The following is a 20,571-nucleotide window of genomic DNA, read 5'->3' as shown; positions in this document are numbered from 1 at the left end:
CGGGGTATCGGCGAGAGAACGGCCACAAGGTACAGGCAAATGTATCGGGGTTTCGGAGTAACGGGGTATCGACGAAGAGCAATTGAGGTTTTTTTTATTTTACCCAGGCACGCCGAGACGCCGACACCCCGATACATGGGCCGACGGGTTGATCCCATGGATCGGCCGCGCTTCCTCGCAGACCGCATGCTCGGCTCCCTGGCGAAAAAACTCAGGCTGCTCGGCATCGACACTGCCTATGCCGGCGATGCTGATGACAGCGAGCTCAAGTATCTTGTCCGCAACCAGAACCGAATTCTTTTAACCAGGAATATTGACCTTTCCAGAAGTCTGGACGACCTTGCCTGGCCTGTCACAGGCAAGGATATCAGGGAAGAATTCCTCTCCATCGCAGAAAAATTAAAGCCTTTCTGCGATCTTCTTGTACCCTTTTCCAGGTGTCTTGAATGCAACAACCTGCTCCTGTCCATGGACCCGACCGAGGCCCAGGGCAAGGTCCCGCCGTTTATTTACCAATCTCAGAAAATATTTACCCATTGTCCATCCTGTGGAAAGGTTTTCTGGAAAGGGACGCACAGTGAGAGGATGGAGGAGGTGGTGAGGTGGATGAGGGGGGCCATGGAGGGCTAAGGGCAGCTCGACCAGGGGCGAACTGTATTCCTGCATGGGAGCGTTGGCGCTTGGGAGCATGGGAGAATGGAACTTTAAGACCGCTTGACGCGGAGACACGGAGACGCGGTGAAAGATCCTAATTATTCTAGAATCTTGAATCAGCCTTTTTTGAGATATGAGACATTTGTCCGCCATAGCCTTGGCGTATGTGGCATACTCCGCCCTAAAATTGCCTTTGACTGTCTTTTGCACTCTGCACTCCTGCACTGTTTTCCCTCTGCACTCTACACCCTGCACTCTACACTCTGCACTCTACACTGGGGAATCAGGCGCATAGCAACTGATTACGCTGTCAACTGACTACATAACCAGTTCTCCTGTGTCAACGTTCTCCTGTTGACATACGTCTCTATTTGTACTAACTATTCCTGTTCGCCGTGAACGACTCCAGCATAGAGGTAGATATTATGAAGACTTATTCAGCAAAGAAAGAGGACATCGAGCGGCAGTGGGTAGTCATCGATGCCCAGGATCAGGTCCTGGGTCGTCTTGCTACCAGGGTCGCTACTATCCTCAGAGGAAAGCACAAGCCTATTTTCACAAATCATGTGGATACGGGCGATTTCGTTATTATTGTTAATGCCGAGAAGGTGCGCCTGACCGGCAATAAGCTGGATGCAAAAGTGTATTACAGGCATTCAGGTTATCCGGGCGGGATCAAAGGTATGAGTGCAAGAGAGATGCTCGATCGTAAACCGGAGCAGGTCATCAAGATCGCGGTAAAAGGGATGCTTCCCAAAAACCGGCTCGCATCACGGGTGATAACCAAGCTCAAGGTGTATGCCGGACCCGATCATCCGCACTCGGCGCAGCAGCCTGAAAAGATCGTAATTTAACCGGGGATAATTGATATGACTGAAAATAAGTTTTACAGCACAGGTCGGCGGAAGACATCCGTTGCCAGAGTTTACCTCAAGCCCGGTGATGGCAAAATAATCATCAACAAAAAGGATGCGGATGCCTATCTGATGAGGGAAACCCTGAAGATGATCATCATGCAGCCCTTTGAACTCACTGGGACCACTGGCCAATATGATGTCAGCATCAATGTGAACGGCGGCGGCATCAGTGGTCAGGCTGGCGCTATTAAGCACGGTATCAGCAGAGCGTTGCTTAAAGTCTCCGACGATTACAGGAAGCCGCTGAAAAAAGCCGGATACCTGACTCGCGACGCACGTGAGGTCGAGCGGAAAAAGTACGGCCAGCGAGGTGCACGGGCACGCTTCCAGTTCAGCAAACGTTGATCAGAGCAGTATACGAGATCAAAAGGGAAGGGCGAGAGCCCTTCCCTTTTTTTGTTAGAGGCCGTGATTTGTTACAAGCCGGGACTTGTTATCGGTAATTTCTGATCAGGAATTCCAAACATGATGACTTCGCAAAAAGTCATCAACGCGCCCCGCGCAGGGCGCCCAAATCAATGACTCACTCCGTAAGTCATTGATTTGTAAGGAAAGGGAAAACGACGCTTTTCACTTTCCCTGGAGCGAAAAGTCCCAGATTGGACTTTTTGCGACTCTATCAAACATAGGCAGGCGATTTTTCCCCTTTCAAGATTTACGAATCACTGAATCTCGCTATGCATAGGGAGTGTTAAATGATAACTTTGTCCCGCGGGATCTGAGAATTCAAACAGAGAGGGGAGTTAGATCATGTTAAATGCAGGTATTGTTGGGGTTTCCGGATATACGGGAATGGAACTTGTCCGGATCCTTCATGGACATCCGGGAGTCCAGCTTACTTATGCGACCTCAAGATCCTGGGCAGGACAAAGGATAGGCAATGCTATCCCTCATCTTGCTGAATCCCTGGAACTGGTTCTTTCAAGCTTTGATGCTGCCGATGCCGCTGATAAGGCTGAATTCTTCTTTGTGTGCCTGCCTCATGGCGAATCGATGGAAACGGTCGGGGTATTAAGGGAGGCGGGTTTAAAGGTTGTGGACCTATCTGCTGATTTTCGTTTTAACGATTTCTCAGGATACGAAAAATGGTACGGTACGCACACACGCATTGATCTGCTTGCTGAAGCGGTATACGGAATGCCGGAGCTTTACAGGGAGAAGATCGTTGGAGCAGATCTGGTTGCAAACCCTGGTTGTTATCCCACCAGCGTCATCCTCGGATTGGCCCCTCTGCTTGCGGAGGGAATGGTGGATCCAGGGACCATAGTGGTGGACAGTAAATCAGGTGTCAGCGGCGCAGGGCGTGTACCCGCGCCCGGTTTACATTTCCCGGAAACCGCTGGTAACTTTTCTGCCTACAACATTGCCGGTCACCACAGGCACATAGGCGAGATGGAACAGGAATTGAGCAGCCTGGCTGGAGTTGATGTCAGAATTACATTTTCACCTCATCTGCTCCCTGTAAGCAGAGGAATACTGTCCACTATATATGTCAAGCCTTCAGGAAACTTTGATGACGGTAAGCTGTTTTCGGCCTTCCTGGAATATTACAAGGAGGAATTATTCGTTCGGGTAAACGGTCCCGATGTTATCCTTCCCTCATTAAAGGACGTCAGAGGTACTAATCTTTGCTGGATTGGACCCAGGCTGGATACCCGGACGGGTACGGTCGTTATTGTGTCGTGTATTGACAATTTGGTAAAAGGGGCGTCAGGACAGGCTGTACAGAACATGAACCTCATGATGGGGTTTCCTGAAACAACTGGCATCCGGCAAACGGCCCTGCATCCTTGAGCGGCTATATTAATCACTTCGCAATAAATCTCTTCGAGCCATCTGAAGGGCGGTCACGCCGCTGGCGTGACTCCCCCGCCAGGCGAAGTGAATCCGCCCCACGCCATTGGCGTGGCCCCCACCCCAGGATGCACGCTAGGCCTACATCCTGATTGATGGATATTTTGCGATTCCATCATCCATAAAACTTAAATATTTTGAAGGTTTACAGCGATTTAAACAGGCGATAAACCTTGACATGGTCAAGGGCAATATGTTAGTTATGTAGGAATTTACATGGTTTGTTGAAATCAGGAATCGGGTGGGTCCATCGTGGCCGAGCCGCTATGGATTTGTCGCACTCGGGGGAGCTTGGTTTCGCAAGGCATTTTACCGGGAAGACCCCGCAAGTGATGAGAAAAGGAGAGTGCCGGATGTCCTTCAGACGGGCTGGCTGTCTTGCCGTTCTTGCCGTTATAAGTGTTTTATCATTCACTCCTAACACCGCTCAGAGTATCACCATAAAACCAGCTGCCTTTGACCATATTGTGGCCAGCGTGCCGGAGGAGGTCATGGCTGGAGTAGAGTTTGAGGTGGCTGTCACCTTTGTTGACCGTTATGGGAACCTCATGGCTGAAAACTGGAAACCTGAAACTTCCCTGACGCTCAGTGTTTCTCAGGCGGCCAGTGTGCAGCCATCCATACTTACCCCCGAAAACTATGTCCCAGGATTTCAGTATAGTGTCCGCACGGAGAAAATGGGGGAACTGACCCTGTTTCTTCGTGATGACAAGGGCAAGGTACTGGACCAATGGAACCTGACGATAAAAACAGGCCGTCCTGTGGAACTACGGGTTGACCTTCCTCCCAGGGCTGAAGTGGGGGAGGAAGTTATCATGTCCATACAGGCTGTTGATGCTCATGGTAACATCGCCTATGGATACCTCCCGCAGGCCCAATCCATTTCTCTGGAGGATAGTGCTGCCTCAGTGGTCGGGGAGATTATCAGCAGGGCCGGAGGGGTTTATGAACTCCCCATCAGGTTCAGAGCTCACGGGGAACAATCTGTAAACCTGCGGGACAAGAAAAGAGGGTTGTCCGGATCCTCTGCCTCTATAAAGGTTCTCCCCGCGCCCCTTGGCTCCTTCGATATAAAGATCGCTTCCGGCCAGTCTGTTGCGGGAAGGGAATTCGCTCTAACGATCCGTGCACTTGATTCCTATGGCAACCTGGTGACCGATTACGGCAGCCGCTACAAGGGTGTTCGTCTTTATTCCAGAGATGCTCAAACTGCCCCTGACCTGATACCACCTTCTGCGTTCAGTGATGGTGTCGCGAGAGTCGGGATCGTCATGAGATCGGCAGGGGAGCACACTGTCAAAATATCTGAGCTTCAGAGTAATATCTCCGGTGATTTCAGCGTTCTCATAGTTCCCGCCGGGGTCAAAAACCTCAGAATACTTACACCTGATTCTGCCATGGCGGGTGAACCGTTTGAGATCAGGATCACTTCCGAGGATGAGTTCGGTAACAAGACATCATCGATTCCCCCGGGGTCCATTGTCAGGTTAAATTCAACAGGGACCGGGATCCTCAATCCGAACGTAATTATGCCAGGCGCCTTTAAAGACGGTGTGGCCAAACTGAAAGTTTCATATGAAAAGGCGGAATCTTTCGAGATCACAGCAAGTCTGGAAGGTTCAGGAAAGACCGTGCCTGCGGCATCGCCTGTAGACAAAAAGGAACAGGCGCGGATGTCCGCGCAGAAGGCCAGGGAGGAGGCGATGAGAGCTCGCCGGGAATCCAGGTTGATGGAGAAACGGGTTTCTGAACAGACGACACTGTCGTCGAGGCCCCAAGCCCAGGCACCTGCTCCGGTAAAAAGAAAACCACAGGTCAAGAAAACAGCACCAGTTAAAACCCCCGAGAGCCCCTCTCCTGTGGTTGCCAATATAAGGCCCCTGCGTCCCGGGATTCTGGACAGGATCGCTGTAGTTGAGGATATAAGTAAAGCGCTGATCACCTTCTCCACCAACGGAATGACAGATTACAATGTTACAACCTCGGCAAAGCTGTCCCGAAAGTGGATAGACATAGAGTTTCCGGACATGTTGGTGGAACTGCCTGACCGCATAGGCGGTGGTGAAAAGATCGTTGGCGAGGTATATGTGGAGCCGTTGGCAGGAGATGGCCGCGGGGTCAGGGTCTCTATTGAGATCCTGCCAACCAGGATCGGATATGACGTTTACCAGGAAGGACAGTCCGTAGTCCTGAAGGTCACCACACAGTAATTGATGGGCTCGCAAGAAATCCATCTCGCAAAATGGCTCGAAGAGATTTTTTGCGAGGGCATCAGGATAGTTCCTCCTCTCACCTACTTTTCCCACGGGACAGCTCCTGGTATACACAGGAGCTGCGCAGCTAAAGGGAAACCGGATCTCGATGGCAAAGCTGAAGTTCCTCGTAATTGAGGACGACCTCTTCTATCAAACCTACGTAAACGACCTGCTGGCCGATAGCGATGTCGATATCGTCAACGCCCAGGATGGGGAGACAGGTCTTGCCCTGGCTGTTGCAGAACAGCCTGATCTCATCATCACCGACATTGAAATACCCAAGATCCAGGGGTTTGTCCTCTTCAAGGCACTCAGAGAGCGCTCTGAAACCAGAAATATTCCAGTGATCATGATGTCGGGGAAGGTTGAAAAAGCGCTTCTTGACAGACATTCCAGCCTGAGTATACATGCCGAAGGCTACCTGCCTAAACCGTTCAGCGGCCAGGTACTCATTGACATGATCCGGAGTATTGTTGGTGATGACTTTGGGTTTTCGGAAGTGACGATCACGCCGGATGCTGAGGAACCCCTGGACCATCCAGAACCTGCCGAGACCCAAAATGCTCACGAGATCTCACAGTTCCCTGTTGAGGCACCTCAGGATTCTGCACAGGTCCATGTTGAAACAGGGGAACTCACCATACTTGTTGTGGACGATTCCCGGTACATTTGTGATATCACCACGGATTTCCTGAAAGAGTTGGGCGTCAGGACCGAAATCGCTTCTGATGGAGAGGTCGGCTATAAAAAGGCCGGTGAACTTCTGCCTGATCTGGTCCTGCTGGATGTCCAGATGCCCAATCTGAACGGTTTTGTGGTCTGCGAGATGCTTCGAAAGCTTGAAAGCACAAAAAGTATCCCCATCATCCTCATGTCAGCGGTGGTTGATGATGAATCCTTTGAGCGCCACTCCAAGCTCAGATATCACGCCGACGCATACCTGCAGAAACCGTTTATGAAATCGGAACTCCATGAACTCGTTCGCCGATTCACCTCTTTAGGGGAGGTGGCTCCAATTAATATAGAGAGAAAAACAGGATTTTTCGTGCCGTTGGAGGACGCGGACATACCTGGTGAAACCATAGCTTCAGCTATAGAAGGCGGTGATCCACAACTCTTGAGGAAGCTTGAAAAAGCAAAGGCGGAGCTGGAAGGTAAGGTTGCCAGGGAATTACAGCTGGAAGGTGATCTGAAGGGTATGAAGAGTGCAAAGGCTCAGCTGGAAGCTGATCTGGATAATGTGAGAAAAACAAAGGATCAGTTGGAAGCTGAACTGTTTGAAATGAGGAAAACGGTGGAGGGGACCCAAGGTGGTCTTCATGACAAGCTCACCCTTGCTACGCAGCGATTTGAGGAGTCCAGAAACGAATCCGAGAGGCTGGCCGAGGAAAACCGTGTACTGCAGGCCAGGCTGGTGGAGGTGTCTTCCGATGGTCAGGGACGAGTGGAGCTTGAGGAGCTTGGCCGGAAGTTAGAACAGAAACTGAAGGAAAAACAGGAAGAGCTGGACGCCTTGATGAGTGAAAATGTGGCGTTAAAAGATAAACACCTGGAGGCTGATTCCAACCTTGAGTTAAAGTCCCAGCTGACAGAGTTTGCTGGCAAGCTGGAAGAAGCCAATGCCGCGACTCTGGAGCTGGAGAATCGGAACAGACTCCTTAACAGTGAAATTGAAGAACTCAAGTCCCGGGAGATACCTGATCCCGGGGATAATGGGCCTGATCGCCAAAAGCTACAGGAAGTAATCGAAGGTTTAACCAGGGATCTTAAAGCTGCCATTGCGGCTAAAAAGGAGATTGAGGACCAGGCAAATTCTATCATCCAGAACAGGGAAAAAGAAGATGATACCGCCGCCGCACTCAAGCAGCAGCTGGAAAAGGCCGGAGAAGAGAACCAGAAGCTTATCTCCCGCATTGCTGAAGCGGAGTCCAATGTCCAGTGGCTTGACGAGGTCAAATCCCAGCTGGAGCAGGCTCAATCGGAAACCAGCGAGCTTCGCAAGCAGCTGGATGCCTTGCCTGCCAATACTAAAGCTGAACTGTCCGCTCTCAAGGACGAACTGGCAGAGGCTCTTAAAAGAGCTGATTTTCTCGAGAAAGAGAAAGACACACTGTCCGGTTCCCAGGGAGATATGGATGAACTTCGATCCAGAAATTTAGAGTTGGAAAATCTGATTGAAGTGTTGAAGGAAGAGGGAGAGCAGAGTCAAAAGCTTGCTGCCAGTGAGACTGAGGCACGTATGGATCTTGAGGGCCAGCTGGACCGTCAGGCTGAAGAAAAAGCGTTCCTCGCAGATGAACTTGCCCAAGCCAAACGTCAGCTGGACGAGGGTGATGAAGCTGATGACAAGATCCTGGATTTGGAAAAAAAATTGGAATCTGAAAGGGAGTTGCGTAACGCTGCCGATAGAAAGATCGAAGAACTCAAGGCCCAGTTTCTGGAATTTGCCAAGGAAGATGAAAAGATCGGGCTGCTGGAAAAGGATAACAAGGAGCTAAAGGCTGTTTTGCGAGAGACCCGGAATCGCTGTGAGCAGTTAGAGAAGAAAGAGGAGCAAAGAAAAGCCGTTCTGGACGATGAACCTCAAGCAGCGGCAAGGGGCAATTCTCATCTGGATGACCGTCTTGATCAGTTGGAAGAGGTGCTTGGGAAAACGGTTCTGGAAGCTCAAAATGTTCTCAGGGAACAGAAGGACAAGGAAACAGCCCTTGAGAAAAGTGTTGAATCCCTTATGAGAGCTCTGGAAGAGGAAAAGTCGGCTTACCGTAAGGATAGGGCGATGTGGAGTGAAAAAGAGAGCGAGCTCAAGGAATCCTTCCAGGACGCTCTCAGGGAAAGCCGCCGGTTAATGGGCGAGGAAGCGGCACGGATCTACCCGATGCATATGCCTGGTCGCAGCCGATATCTCGAAGTCGTCACCTGGAAGGGCAAGTATGGAGTAGCGGCCATTGCGGCGGTCGCCGCCCTTGTTATTTTTGCCGGTGGATATCTGGCCAAAACACGGAACGATGCCGGCTCGGGTCAAGTTGCCATACCGCTGCCGGGCATAGCTGCTGTTCCAGATCCGCAGATCCCGGCCGGCAAACCTCCAAAACCCTGGATCGCGAGTTCGGGGCCTGAGGAGACCTATGAAGAACTCTGGCGCAGGAATACGGTACAATCGGTATCAGATGACATGATGATCCAGGCCACCCTTCATACAAGGGAGGAGCTGGAGGCGGCTATAAAATACACGGCAGCAAAAGAGGGTTGGACCAGCGAGAAGACGGAAAAAGCCATGACCGATATGGCAAAGACATACAACCTTTCAGGGGCCTACTACATTACGGTTTACAACAAAAATCTGAAGAGCGGTTACCCGGGTTATGCCGATAGTTTTGAACAGCATATTGCGTTAAGGGATCATTCCGGCAGGGAAATCAGGGCTCATTTCCCCGCAGAACTTGAAGGGAGCAAATTCATATCAAGCCGGGTGTCCGCAGCAGGAAAAGAAATGAACCCCGTTTTCCTGTATGAGGTAGGTTTGACGGTAGCATTTTCCAGAGAGGAGCTTGCAGTTAAGCCTTCAGGTCTGCAGCTCGTTCTTTATGATATTGGAGCGGTTCCCATGCGGGTACTTACCTGGGACATGTCCGGCATAGGGTCGCTTTTGTAAGTGACTCCGGGAAAGGAGCAGTACATGAAAATTGTTTTCCGTCTCCTGACAGCACTACTGCTGGTCTGTGTGATGTTGCCTCAGCAGGTGCAGGCCGGTGGAGACAAGGGGAAGGACCCCTACGAAATGGGCGAGAAATACTTCGCCAGCGAGGACTACAGGACAGCTCTCCAGTATTATCGAAAAGCGTTGGGGCTAAACGATATGAGAGCCCACTACAGGATGGGACTGATTTACGAAGATGGGGGCAAAGACAGGGATGCCCTGAGGCATTTTAGACGTTTTATGGATCTTGGCCGGCCGGGTATACAACGGGACGACGCAGCCCGAAGAGTCAGGGTCATTGAAGAGCGACTGAGCAGGGAAACCACTCGATCAAGCGGGCTGCTTGAACGAGGGTTAAGTCTCTTCATGGAGGGGAAATATAGGGAAGCCGAACAGGTCCTGCTCCAGGCAGTCGTTGAGGATGGGTCAAACCCGGAGATCCATTTTTACCTTGGCGAGGTCTACATGGAGTTGGAGGAATACAGCAAGGCCGAGTCAGAATACAACAAGGCGAAGGGGAACTACTAAACAGGTGAACAGTGAACAGTGAACAGACTGTACGTTTTTTCCCACTCACCCGTCATCCTTCACCGTTCACTGGAATTTACCTATGGAACAGATAAAAGGACTTTTAAAACAACTTAGAAAGCACCCCAACCGCCCCGACCTGCACAATTCCCTTGGCGGATTATATCAACAAAAGGGTGACGTTGCAGAAGCTTCCAAACACTTCCTCGCGGCAGCACGCCTTTTTTCAGTCCCGGACAGTCCTCATCGCAACCTGAACAAAGCCATTGCCATCCTGAGAAAAATGGAGAGGGACTTTCCGTCTCAACACGAATCCTACTATCTCCTCGCTGAAATTCTGGAGGAGATGGATAACCATGAGGAAGCTAAAGAGGTTTATGGCCAGCTGTCCAATATCTATCGGAAGGAAGGCAAACATTTGATGGCCGTATCGGTCTTCGACAAGGTTATCAGCGTCGATCCCGAGGATATGGAAAAATGGATACAGTTCGCCACTTTAAACCGGGACGCGGGTATGCCGTTTCACGCAGCTCAGGCCTTTGTTCAGGCAGCATCCCTGGGTCTGAAGACGAAGAAAGGTGAACCTGCTGTGGGGTTGGTTATTGAGGCCCTTAAACTGGATTCAGAAAACACAGAGGCCCAGGAACTGTTTCGAATCCTGGCAGGATCGGGTGAGACGGAATCAGTACACGAGGCTGAAATCCTCCAATTGGCTAAGGAGGTGGATCGAAACGGCCAATATGAGCAGGCCCTCATGCTCCTGGATCTGCTGAAAGGAACCGCCCTTGAGGAGGAGGCTCTGGAAGCCGCAGAAATAATCAGGATGCACTCGGGTGGTGAGGATACAACGGGTTTCGATGATTTGCAAAAGGGACAACCGAAAACGGGGAAGTATGCCGGCACCAAGGTCCTGGTGGTAGATGATGAACGTGAAATTCTACTGCTTCTGGAACAGATCTTGACCGGTGAAGGTTTCAATGTCTTTACGGCAATGGATGGGCAGGAGGGGCTCCTGGTCTACATGAAAGAAAGGCCGCCCCTTGTGGTGACCGATGCGATGATGCCCAAGCTCCATGGGTTTGAACTTTGCCGAAGGATCAAGGAGGAATCTGACAACACTGCCAAGGTTATGATCCTGACTGCTGTATACAAAAAGTATAAATATAAGGGAAAGGTCCAGGAAGAATACAATGTTGATGAATACCTGGATAAACCGTTCCAGATCTCAGAATTTTTGCAGGTGTTCAACCGGATGGCTGAAAACGCCAGGGAAGCTCCCAAGTACCTGCCTTTAACGGTACCCGAGATCGAAGGAAAACAATCTGGTATTTTAAAAATGTTGGTGATTTCGGAATCTGATGGCGACCTCGCCGGGAAAGTTACGAAATTTTGCACCCAGCAGGAAATCAGGCTTCAGATAGCAAAAGATCCTCAACAGCTTGTCGAATCCCTTAACAGGGAGTTGCCTGATATCATTTTAATCGCCGATTCATTACCTGGTCTGGAATCTTCTGCAGCTGCTTGTCTCCTCAAAGGTTTACTTGATCTTCGATCGACGACAACAGTCCTGATGACCAAAGAGAAATCAAAGCTGGAGGGTGTGTTGGAAGATTTTGACCACAGGGTGTTCGCGCCTATAGATAAAAGTGTTCTGGAAAATATCGTCCAGCTTCACAATTCTTCCCCGAAGGTTGCCATGGGGCGGAAAAATCAGGCCCTGAGCTTCGATGAAAAACGTATCGACGCCATCGTGAGAAGCAAGGTTGCAAGGATCCTGAAAAGCCACAACCAGCTTGAGGAATATTACAGCACCAGGGTCCGGGAATTGGAAGAAGAGGCAGTGCACCTCAAGGAGCAGTTGGAAAAGAAAAAGGAATAAAGGTGGGGATACAACAGCACCCTGGACCAGCTCTTCTTGTGATGGGTGTCCTGTCCAGGTCGGAAGAGGCACTTAGTGAAGCTGAATCGAGAACAGAAGATGTGTTTGGCCCCTTGCTCCGGAAAACAGATCCGCAAGTTTTCCAAAGTTTCACCAGTTATTATGAAAGGGAGATGGGTCCTAACCTCTTAAGGTCTTACTGGGTCTTTGCAGAACCTGTGGTGCGTGCCGCACTTGTAGAAGCCAAATTGGTTACAAACCGCATCGAGAAGAAAATGAGCATTGGGAGTAAGAGAACCGTAAACCTGGACCCCGGATTGCTGTCACTTGAATCCCTGGTTCTGGCCACGACAAAACCGTACTCCCATCGCATATACCTTTCAAAGGGCATTTACGGGGAGCTTTCCTATATGTTCAGGAAGGATGGCGGGGTCGATCTGCTGGAGTGGACATACCCGGATTATCGAAAGTCTGTGGTGATGGAATTTTTCAGCAGGATCAGAAAGGAAGCTCTGTTGACTTGAACAAACCATCGAAGGAAAAGAGCGGTGTAGCAAGCATGACCGGATACGGCAGGTCCACCGGGGAGACCGGGTTTGGCCGTATTACTGTGGAAGTACGTTCCTTGAACCACAGGCATCTCGATGTAATGGTCAGGACGCCTCGCAGCCTGATGCATCTGGATCCTGAGCTGCGCAACATGACCAGAAAACGCGTATCCAGGGGAAAGGTTGAGATATTTCTGATCCTTGAGGATCGCCCACTGGAATTCGTTGTCGACACTGACAGGGCTCTTGCTGTGGCCAAAGCTCTCGAAAGTGTGGCCGCGTCCATAGGCGACAAGGTCCGTCTTGATCACATCCTTGCGGCCGGTGATATCGTTCAGAGCAACGAGAGGGAAGCAGATGAAGAGATCAATTCCGTTATTCTGAAAACCGCTGGTCAGGCTCTGGATGAAATGGTTAAACACAGGCACGGTGAAGGTGACGTTCTGGCCCAGGACCTTGTTCAGCGGATGGATGAATTGACTGGGATATCCAGAGGTATTGAAGAAATAGCCCCGGATGCTCCCGAAAGAGCCAGACAGAGTATTATAAAGTTTCTGGCGGACCTGGACCTGGGTGAACGGGTGGAGCCTCAAAGGCTTGAGGTGGAAGTAGCTATGCTGGCCCAGCGATCAGATGTAACGGAGGAGATCACTCGTCTTCGTACCCACCAGGATTCATTTCGGGAAGCTATGTCAAAAGGCGGTGTGATCGGGAGGCGTCTGGATTTTTTGATCCAGGAAATTCAGCGCGAGATCAATACCATCGGATCAAAGTCCGGGATCCCGGAGATCTCAGAACGGGTCGTTGATTTTAAGACCGGGTTGGAAAAGGTCCGTGAACAGGTGCAGAACATCGAGTGAGGAATAAGCAATATGGAATAGGGAATAAGGAAGAACGAAAAGTGTATTAGTGCAATAGTGCAGGGAGTGCACTCATGCACCTGTTTATTCACTGCTGCACCAGTTATTTATTCTACCTTCCACCTTCCATATTCCTTCTTCAAGAATTTTCGAGATCTGAGATTTGAGATCTGAGGTCATAGACAAGGATCTTTCAATGGACCTGACTTCTATCGACAATGGACTTACCGGGAAGGGCCTCCTTTTCGTTATCTCCTCTGTGTCCGGCGGCGGGAAAACCACCGTGATCAGGGAGCTGATGGAAGTATTGGGGGACCTGCGCATGTCCGTATCCCATACCACCCGGGAACCCCGTCCCGGGGAGATGGAAGGCCGAGATTATCATTTTGTAGATAAAAACCGCTTCAAGATGATGATAGATGAGGGGTTTTTTCTGGAATGGGCTCAGGTATATGGTCAATTTTACGGGACCTCAAAAAGTACAGTTGACTCCTTAGCAAGAGAAGGTTTTGATGTCCTTCTGAACATTGACGTTCAGGGGGGCATGCAGGTTAAGGAAAAGGAGAAGAACTCAATCCTGATATTCATCGTTGCCCCTGGAGACGAGGAGCAGGAACGACGGTTGAAGGGTCGCGGTACAGAAAACGATCATGAGCTGGGTTTGAGACTGGAAGCGGCAAGACGGGAGCTTGCCTTCATTAACGAATACCATTACTCTGTACTTAACGATGATATAAAAACCGCAGTGGAAACCGTGAAGTCCATCATCAGGGCTGAAAGATGCCGGAATCGGTCCAAAACTGCAATTCAGGCATCAGGAGGAAATAAAGGGAATGAAACTGAAAACAATGGAAATGGCACTGAAATCTCACCCGAACAGGTTTCAACTCACCATGATGGGGGTAGCGCGAGCAAAGGAACTTAATGAAGGGGAACCCGCCCTCGTATTTAATGAGGAGCAGGCAAAGCCTGTTGTACTTGCTTTGAGGGAGATAGCCGAAGGATTGGTTTTGCCGGCTACTCACGATGAGATGAAGCGGATCAGAAATGCTAAAAGGGTTGTGAGGGATCGCGCGCTCCGGATAGCGGAGCAGGAGGGTCTTCAGGCTGAAGAGGATAGTGACGATTCCTATGCCAGTGCCCATTCCAGCGGAAATTCTTCCGAGGGAGCTCCTCCCAAGGGAGATCCTGTAGAGAGTTAGAGGGATCTGGTAGTCCTCTCGCATTATTAACTTTGACAGGGTCGCAAAAAGTCCGTAATCGGCTTTTTGCTCCTCAGAAAGGCAAAAGCGTCGTTTTCCCTTTCCTTGCAAATCAATGACTTATATCCGGAGTCATTGATTTGGATGCCCCGCGCGGGGCGCATTGATGACTTTTTGTGAAGTCATCAACTTTCCACCCCTGGCTCAATTTTGGGTCGGGGATTTTTGTGTTTTTGTGACCGGGATTGGTCCTGAGTGAAATGATACGACTCGATGACATAATCGAAAAGGTTCGTGAGTACAACCCGAAAGCGGATTTTGAGCTGATCAACAGGGCTTATGTTTACTCTGCCAAAGCCCATGCGGGCCATGTACGCCAATCCGGGGAGCCCTACCTCATACACCCATTACAAGTGGCGGGCATCCTGAGCGATATGAAGATGGATGTAACGACCATTGCCGTGGGTCTTTTGCACGATACTGTTGAAGACACCGAGGTTACGAGAGAGGATCTGCTGAAACTATTCGGCGACGAGGTCGCCTTCCTTGTTGAAGGTCTGACCAAGATCAGCAGACTGGATTTTGAGACACGGGTCCATCAACAGGCAGAGAACCTGCGGCGCATGATCCTTTCCATGGCCCAGGACATCCGGGTGATCATGGTAAAGCTGGCGGATCGCCTGCACAACATGAGGACACTCGAGCATCTCAGGCCTGAGAAAAGGATAAAGATAGCCCAGGAAACAATGGATATCTATGCGCCTCTAGCCAACAGGTTGGGGATCTCGTGGATGCAGAGTGAGCTTGAGGACCTTTCATTCAAGTATCTCTACCCTGAAGCCTATGAGAACCTGGAGCAGAAGGTCGAAGAAAGAAGCAATGAATACGATACCTACATCAGGAAGGTCATACTGATTCTCAGCAAAGTTCTCGATGATCACGATATCAAGGGGGAGGTGACCGGCAGGGTCAAGCATCTGTGGAGTACATTCAACAAGATGCAAAGACAGGGGCTGCCCTTTGACCAGATCTATGATCTTATCGCCTTCAGGATCGTTGTGGATTCGGTGAGGGACTGTTATGGCGTTCTCGGTCTTATCCATTCCATGTTCAAACCGGTGCCCGGTCGATTTAAAGACTACATCGGTGTTCCCAAATCAAACCGGTATCAATCCCTGCACACCACCGTTATAGGACCTGTGGGTGAAAGGATGGAAGTGCAGATCAGGTCCGGGGAAATGCATCACACGGCAGAAGACGGCATAGCCTCCCACTGGCGCTATAAATCAGAGGATCACACTCTGCCCGAGGAGGACATAAAGCGGTTTAAGTGGTTCAAGCAGATCCTGGAAGAGCTTTCCGAGGTGGAGGATCCAAGGGAACTCATGGAGACGGTCAGAACAGACCTTTTCCCGGACGAAGTTTACGTATTCACCCCCACGGGGGATGTGAAGGAGTTCCCTGCCGGCGCCACCCCCATCGATTTTGCCTACAGCATTCACACAGATGTGGGAAATCAGTGTGTTGGCGCGAGGATCAACGGCAGGATGGTACCGCTGAAGTACAAACTCAAAAACGGGGATGTGGCCGAAATTATTACCTCCAAGGGGCACAAACCCAGCAAGGACTGGCTCAAGCTTGCAGGCACCAACAGCGCAAAATCGAAGATCCGCAGCTTCATTAAGAGAGAAGAAAGGGAAAGAAGCCTGAAGATTGGCGAGGAGCTCCTTGACAAGGAGCTGCGGAAGATGGGTACGACCCTGAAAAAAATGAGAAAAACCGAGCAAATGGCCAAGACGGCCACAGCTTTTGGTTTTCACAAGGTAGAAGACCTCATTGCCACCGTAGGTTTCGGTAAATACTCTCCGAGGCAGGTCCTGGGCCGACTGTTCCCCGAGGAGGAAGTGGCAGACAAACTTGGTCAGGTAGCCGAAGTTAAAGCCCTGGTCCGCAAAGCCAAGGCAAAAGCGAGAAAAGAGGGGATCGTTGTGGATGGTCTGGACGATCTCATGGTCCGTTTTGCCCTTTGCTGCAATCCGTTGCCGGGAGACGAAGTTGTAGGGATTATCACCCGGGGCAGGGGCATATCGGTCCACACCGCTGATTGTCCCAATATAGAAGCTGAGCGCTACGACAGCGATCGCGTCGTTGAAATTAACTGGGATGACAAGGCCAAAGTCCCACGAAAAGTGAGCATCAAAATAACATCGGAGGACATCAAGGGCATTCTGGCAGAAATGACAGGAATAATCTCGGAGAGGAACATCAATATTACCCACGCAGATATCAGGACGAGTGCAGATGACAGGGCCATCAACACCTTTGATGTAGAGGTTGAGGATGTCAGCCAACTTAAGGCTCTTATTAGCAGGCTCACAGGGGTGAAAGGTGTTATATCGGTGGAAAGGATCAAGGCGCAATAGGCAGTGATCCGTGATCGGTAATCAGTAATCGGAAAAAGTCCGTGATTCGTGATTTGAAAAACAGTGAAAAGTGACCTTTCGAACATACCGTCGGACGGACCCATTCAAGAAAGTGACCGAAATAATATCAGCAGTTATCTTTTAAGGCTTCTCTAGGAGCCTGTCGGAGAACCCCATTCAGGCTCCTAGCTGGAGTTTGCCGGAAAATAGCGTTCTTAAAAGGCCAGGTAAATTAAGCAGTTAGAATCGCCTTTATTAAAGGACACGCCTTTCGGCAAACATATCTAGCAGCGTGGGATGGTTTCCCGACACGCTGCTAGTGTCTGGAAAAAACCGTTTGACACGGAGACTCGGGGAACCGGAGACACGGAGTATTTTCTTCCCCGCGTCCAGGAGGAAATAACTGTTCACTGTTCACCTACTTTCCCCCCATCTCCTTCTCTCGTATCCTGTCTTCCAGCTCCCGGATACGGCTCTTTAAGGATTCCCTTTCACCGCTCCGCTCCATTATGTAAAGCCGATAAGCCATACCGAGGACGAGGAGGAAAAGCAGGACGATCCTCAACTCAATAAATGGGATCGTGAAGTCGAGGAGCAGCTCAATAACGCCAAGAAGAGCAAGGGTGATGGAAATGATCAGCCAGATAAGCATGGGCCCTGTTTTTCAGTACCCCATCCAAAGGATGGAGTTCCGGGTTCCGGGTTCCAGGCGTATTAAATAAACGGTGTTTAGTAATGGATTGAGAACACTTGGCCTTATTCTGTGTTCTATATTCTCCATTCTGCCTTTACGCTGCCGCAGCGAAGCCCTCAATATCCTGGACATTAAACGGTTTGCGCAGGAACCCGTCAACATTCAGCTTCTGGATCTCGTCCCCCAACAGATATGCTTCCGCGGCGGTGATGATCACGACCCTTGAAGCAAGTTTCATCTGCCGGATCTCGCGGAGCAGCTGGATCCCATTATATCCGGGCATGAACATATCGAGAAAAATAAGATCGGGCACCATGAAGTTGAGTACCTCGAGGGCTTGATAAGCGTTCGTCGCCGGGATCACCTCGTAATCTTCAGAAAGAAGCACTTCCAGGGCATCGACTAACGCCTCATTATCATCCACTATCAATATAACCTTTTTCCCTTTATCCATAACGCCTCCTTCGGCTGGATCCCATTTACAGTTAACTCCTCGTTATTTCTTTCTGAACTGTCTCTAGCAAGATTCAAACCAACCCCGGAAGAGTGTTAAAAACCCTCTACTGGCTCTTAAGCAGGCTCCCTTTTTTGACCCGGCCAAATTATTTAGTGCTGCCTGGCGGCAACAGGGTGCACACGATTGTGGGCACCCTGCATCCTCCTCAACATACCCCCCTCCCTGCTCACCTGATTCAGGAGGACGGAAGGCTGATCGTGAAAGCGGTGCCTTGAGCTCTTTCACTCTGGACCCGAACCTCGCCCCCCTGATCCTCGATGATCTTGTTGGTTACAGCAAGACCGAGGCCGGTTCCTTTCTCCTTGCTGGTGAAAAAGGGATTGAAGATATCGTCCACCTGTTCAGCGGGGATACCAGGCCCGGTATCCGTAACTGTTATTTCAACCATATCTTTTCCATCCGCGGTAGCCACGGAACTGGTATCGATTGTCAGAAACCCACCGGGCGGCATTGCCTGGATCGCATTGAGTACAACATTGTGCACAGCCCGGACGAGATAGGATTCATTCGCAAGCACTTCGTGCCCGGCCTCTTTGTTCAGGCAGCTGACCTGGACATTACGTTTATCGATCTCCGGTTCCAGGGATTCAAGGACATGGTCGATAACATCGTATGCTTTCAGGGCATTGATCCTTAACCTTGGCTTTCTGACCAGGTCGAGGAGATCCTCAAGCAGCCCGTTCATTCTGTCGAGCTCTTTGGGAACGATTCTGTTAAATTTATCTCGAAACTCCTCTTTCTCGTACTTTCCCGGGAACATCTGAACGAAAGCCCTCACCGCTGTTAATGGGTTCTTAATTTCATGGGCAAGGCCCGCAGCCAGGGTACCCATGGCCGCGAGTCGGTCGGCGCGTCTGACCCGATTCTCGAGAGCTTTCTTCTCAGTCAGGTCATCAAAGAGAACAAGAAGGCCCTTGGACAGCCCACCCGCCTCTATTATCGGTGAAGTGGTAAGTTCCACGATAAGCGGAACACCAGCCACTGTAAGTTGTAGTTCCCGACCAGAGACTGTCCCGCCGCCGACAAACCCCTCCCTCGCAAAGCGGCTGATCTCGTGGTCTTTTCCCCACACTGAATCGGGTGATTTTCCCAGAACATCGTCCGAGGTGACTGCGAGGATCTCTTCAGCTTTTCTGTTAAACGTTACGATCTTGCCCGTTTCATCGAGGGTCATCAGACCGTTGGTTATGGAGAGGATGATAAGGTCACTGAAATGCTTCAGATCCCTTATTTCCTTCAGGTTGGCCTCGAGGGCCTCCCTTCCTTCCCTGATCCTGTAGACCATCTGCTGAAAATTTTCAGCCAGGTCCTGTACCTCATCACCTGTACTGATACTCAGATCGACATCATATTTTCCTTCAGATACCTCCACCGTCGCTTTGACCAGGTCCTTTAAAGGGATCGTGATCCTTCTGGTAAAGGTTGCCGCCAGCACCCACCCTAATAAAACCCCAATAAGACCCAGCATGAAGATGAATAACCTTGTTCGCTGAATCTCAAGATACATATGGTCCAGCTTGAGCCCAAGACGAACCGAACCCCAGCGGGTTCCGCTCCCAGGCATGGTGACAGGCATCAGAATGTCAAAGCCCCGCCGGTCTTCACTCGAAACCAGACCAGCAACGACAGAAGTTTCCACGCCTTTCAGATCCTTTTCATTTAAAGGGGGAAAGGCTTTTTCAACATCCGGTTTTCCCTGGCCGGAAAATGCCGCTACAGTCCCTTCCTTGTCGTAAAGGACAACGTAGGCAATCTCGGGGTCCCGGGCCGCCTCTTCAGCATTCTGCTCCAGGGCAACGTAGTTATAGCTGTAAAAGTCGTTGGAGGAGGAGGAGGCAATGCCTGCCGCAAGGGCGATCCCTGTGCGCCTGGCCTGGAGAAGCATCTCCGTGGACATCTGGCGGGAAACCAGCCACCCCACCAGGGCAACAACGAGGACGATGGTTATCCCGAACAGGAGGGTCAGTCTGCGTTGTATGGTCGTGCGGCTCATTGGCGTGCCGCTATCAGGGACCGTCAGCCAGAGTTACTTTGTTCAGGGGAAGGTATGGGGTACCGGTAGCGGGGAGATCGATGTTCCGCACGTTCTTTTGAAAGGCTACCTGAGTGGACAGAAAGATCACCGGGATGAGCGGAGCATCATTGAGGACTATACGCTCGGCTTCACGGTAGAGCGTCATCCGTTTAACCGGGTCCGATTCGCCCCTGCCTCTCCTGATGAGAGAATCAACTTCCTTGTTTCCATATCCCGTGAAGTTGTGGGAGCCTCCAGTTTCCACTATATCGGACAACAGGTCATCGGGATCAGGAACATCGGCATGAATAGCATATCGGAAGAGATCATATTGGCCTTCCTCGAGCCCCTTTTCGAACTCCTCCCATGTTTTCACGAAGACGGGCTTCAAGCGGATACCTATATCGTCCAGGTTCTTTCGGAACATCTCCAGTTCACCCTTCGCCAGATCAGAGTTCCGAATAACGGCTGTCTTCGATCCAAAGGGTATCTGGGGCAGGTGGTACTGGTATACGGTGTCTCCTTA

Annotated in this window: 17 protein-coding genes; 14 read left to right on the top strand and 3 right to left on the bottom strand. The window is 50.6% G+C overall.

Features of this window, described 5'->3' with window-relative positions; genetic code table 11:
* The first annotated feature begins 39 nt into the window (after window positions 1-39).
* From P1S59_09975 to P1S59_09915, 13 genes are all read left to right on the top strand, one after another.
* Complete coding sequence (locus P1S59_09975) at window positions 40-630, top strand: Mut7-C RNAse domain-containing protein (protein ID MDF1526579.1); 591 nt, start codon at window positions 40-42, stop codon at window positions 628-630.
* Between the two features lie 449 nt (window positions 631-1,079).
* Window positions 1,080-1,508 (top strand): 50S ribosomal protein L13, encoded by a 429-nt coding sequence (gene rplM, locus P1S59_09970; GenBank protein MDF1526578.1) that lies wholly within the window; start codon window positions 1,080-1,082, stop codon window positions 1,506-1,508.
* A 15-nt stretch (window positions 1,509-1,523) separates the two neighbouring features.
* Complete coding sequence (gene rpsI / locus P1S59_09965) at window positions 1,524-1,916, top strand: 30S ribosomal protein S9 (GenBank protein ID MDF1526577.1); 393 nt, start codon at window positions 1,524-1,526, stop codon at window positions 1,914-1,916.
* Between the two features lie 405 nt (window positions 1,917-2,321).
* Window positions 2,322-3,365: an N-acetyl-gamma-glutamyl-phosphate reductase gene (gene argC, locus P1S59_09960; protein ID MDF1526576.1), complete on the top strand. Its 1,044-nt coding sequence runs from the start codon at window positions 2,322-2,324 to the stop codon at window positions 3,363-3,365.
* 413 nt (window positions 3,366-3,778) lie between these two features.
* Window positions 3,779-5,635, top strand: coding sequence for a hypothetical protein (locus P1S59_09955; protein ID MDF1526575.1), 1,857 nt, complete (start codon window positions 3,779-3,781; stop codon window positions 5,633-5,635).
* Between the two features lie 151 nt (window positions 5,636-5,786).
* Window positions 5,787-9,335 (top strand): response regulator, encoded by a 3,549-nt coding sequence (locus tag P1S59_09950; GenBank protein ID MDF1526574.1) that lies wholly within the window; start codon window positions 5,787-5,789, stop codon window positions 9,333-9,335.
* A gap of 24 nt (window positions 9,336-9,359) precedes the next feature.
* Window positions 9,360-9,908, top strand: coding sequence for a tetratricopeptide repeat protein (locus tag P1S59_09945; protein MDF1526573.1), 549 nt, complete (start codon window positions 9,360-9,362; stop codon window positions 9,906-9,908).
* Between the two features lie 82 nt (window positions 9,909-9,990).
* Window positions 9,991-11,787, top strand: coding sequence for a response regulator (locus P1S59_09940; GenBank protein MDF1526572.1), 1,797 nt, complete (start codon window positions 9,991-9,993; stop codon window positions 11,785-11,787).
* A gap of 2 nt (window positions 11,788-11,789) precedes the next feature.
* Window positions 11,790-12,311 (top strand): DUF4416 family protein, encoded by a 522-nt coding sequence (locus tag P1S59_09935; GenBank protein MDF1526571.1) that lies wholly within the window; start codon window positions 11,790-11,792, stop codon window positions 12,309-12,311.
* Window positions 12,308-13,195 carry a YicC family protein gene (locus P1S59_09930; GenBank protein ID MDF1526570.1) on the top strand — a complete coding sequence of 296 codons (888 nt, stop codon included), beginning with the start codon at window positions 12,308-12,310 and terminating at the stop codon, window positions 13,193-13,195. The genes P1S59_09935 and P1S59_09930 overlap by 4 nt, the downstream gene beginning before the upstream one ends.
* Window positions 13,196-13,391: 196 nt before the next feature.
* On the top strand, window positions 13,392-14,120 hold the full coding sequence (gene gmk / locus P1S59_09925) for a guanylate kinase (GenBank protein MDF1526569.1): 729 nt from the start codon (window positions 13,392-13,394) through the stop codon (window positions 14,118-14,120).
* Window positions 14,089-14,397 (top strand): DNA-directed RNA polymerase subunit omega, encoded by a 309-nt coding sequence (rpoZ, locus tag P1S59_09920; GenBank protein MDF1526568.1) that lies wholly within the window; start codon window positions 14,089-14,091, stop codon window positions 14,395-14,397. The genes gmk and rpoZ overlap by 32 nt, the downstream gene beginning before the upstream one ends.
* 260 nt (window positions 14,398-14,657) lie before the next feature.
* Window positions 14,658-16,820, top strand: coding sequence for a bifunctional (p)ppGpp synthetase/guanosine-3',5'-bis(diphosphate) 3'-pyrophosphohydrolase (locus tag P1S59_09915; protein MDF1526567.1), 2,163 nt, complete (start codon window positions 14,658-14,660; stop codon window positions 16,818-16,820).
* Window positions 16,821-17,238: 418 nt separating this feature from the next.
* On the opposite strand, the gene P1S59_09910 is transcribed toward P1S59_09915, so the two are convergent.
* From P1S59_09910 to P1S59_09900, 3 genes are all read right to left on the bottom strand, one after another.
* Window positions 17,239-17,472, bottom strand: a complete 234-nt coding sequence (locus P1S59_09910; GenBank protein MDF1526566.1) for a hypothetical protein — start codon at window positions 17,470-17,472, stop codon at window positions 17,239-17,241.
* Between the two features lie 136 nt (window positions 17,473-17,608).
* Window positions 17,609-17,968: a response regulator gene (locus P1S59_09905; protein ID MDF1526565.1), complete on the bottom strand. Its 360-nt coding sequence runs from the start codon at window positions 17,966-17,968 to the stop codon at window positions 17,609-17,611.
* Window positions 17,969-18,206: 238 nt separating this feature from the next.
* A complete protein-coding gene (locus P1S59_09900; GenBank protein MDF1526564.1) occupies window positions 18,207-20,024 on the bottom strand; it encodes an ATP-binding protein in 1,818 nt (605 codons plus the stop codon).
* A 4-nt stretch (window positions 20,025-20,028) separates the two neighbouring features.
* On the opposite strand from P1S59_09900, the gene P1S59_09895 reads away from it, so the two are divergent.
* Window positions 20,029-20,571, top strand: a 543-nt coding sequence (locus P1S59_09895) for a hypothetical protein (GenBank protein MDF1526563.1), incomplete at its 3' end; no start/stop codon positions are given.

The sequence above is a fragment of the bacterium genome (assembly GCA_029210965.1).
Lineage (GTDB): Bacteria > BMS3Abin14 > BMS3Abin14 > BMS3Abin14 > BMS3Abin14 > JALHUC01.
Note: the sequence above shows the minus strand (reverse complement) of the source record. Positions and strands in the feature narration are given on the sequence as shown.

Excerpts from the sequence above, each read along its gene's own strand:
- P1S59_09975 (MDF1526579.1), top strand. The coding sequence starts at position 40 with ATGTATCGGGGTTTCGGAGTAACGGGGTATCGACGAAGAGCAATTGAG.
- rplM (MDF1526578.1), top strand. The coding sequence starts at position 1,080 with ATGAAGACTTATTCAGCAAAGAAAGAGGACATCGAGCGGCAGTGGGTA.
- rpsI (MDF1526577.1), top strand. The coding sequence starts at position 1,524 with ATGACTGAAAATAAGTTTTACAGCACAGGTCGGCGGAAGACATCCGTT.
- argC (MDF1526576.1), top strand. The coding sequence starts at position 2,322 with ATGTTAAATGCAGGTATTGTTGGGGTTTCCGGATATACGGGAATGGAA.
- P1S59_09955 (MDF1526575.1), top strand. The coding sequence starts at position 3,779 with ATGTCCTTCAGACGGGCTGGCTGTCTTGCCGTTCTTGCCGTTATAAGT.
- P1S59_09950 (MDF1526574.1), top strand. The coding sequence starts at position 5,787 with ATGGCAAAGCTGAAGTTCCTCGTAATTGAGGACGACCTCTTCTATCAA.
- P1S59_09945 (MDF1526573.1), top strand. The coding sequence starts at position 9,360 with ATGAAAATTGTTTTCCGTCTCCTGACAGCACTACTGCTGGTCTGTGTG.
- P1S59_09940 (MDF1526572.1), top strand. The coding sequence starts at position 9,991 with ATGGAACAGATAAAAGGACTTTTAAAACAACTTAGAAAGCACCCCAAC.
- gmk (MDF1526569.1), top strand. The coding sequence starts at position 13,392 with ATGGACCTGACTTCTATCGACAATGGACTTACCGGGAAGGGCCTCCTT.
- rpoZ (MDF1526568.1), top strand. The coding sequence starts at position 14,089 with ATGATGGGGGTAGCGCGAGCAAAGGAACTTAATGAAGGGGAACCCGCC.
- P1S59_09915 (MDF1526567.1), top strand. The coding sequence starts at position 14,658 with ATGATACGACTCGATGACATAATCGAAAAGGTTCGTGAGTACAACCCG.
- P1S59_09910 (MDF1526566.1), bottom strand. The coding sequence starts at position 17,472 with ATGCTTATCTGGCTGATCATTTCCATCACCCTTGCTCTTCTTGGCGTT.
- P1S59_09905 (MDF1526565.1), bottom strand. The coding sequence starts at position 17,968 with ATGGATAAAGGGAAAAAGGTTATATTGATAGTGGATGATAATGAGGCG.
- P1S59_09900 (MDF1526564.1), bottom strand. The coding sequence starts at position 20,024 with ATGAGCCGCACGACCATACAACGCAGACTGACCCTCCTGTTCGGGATA.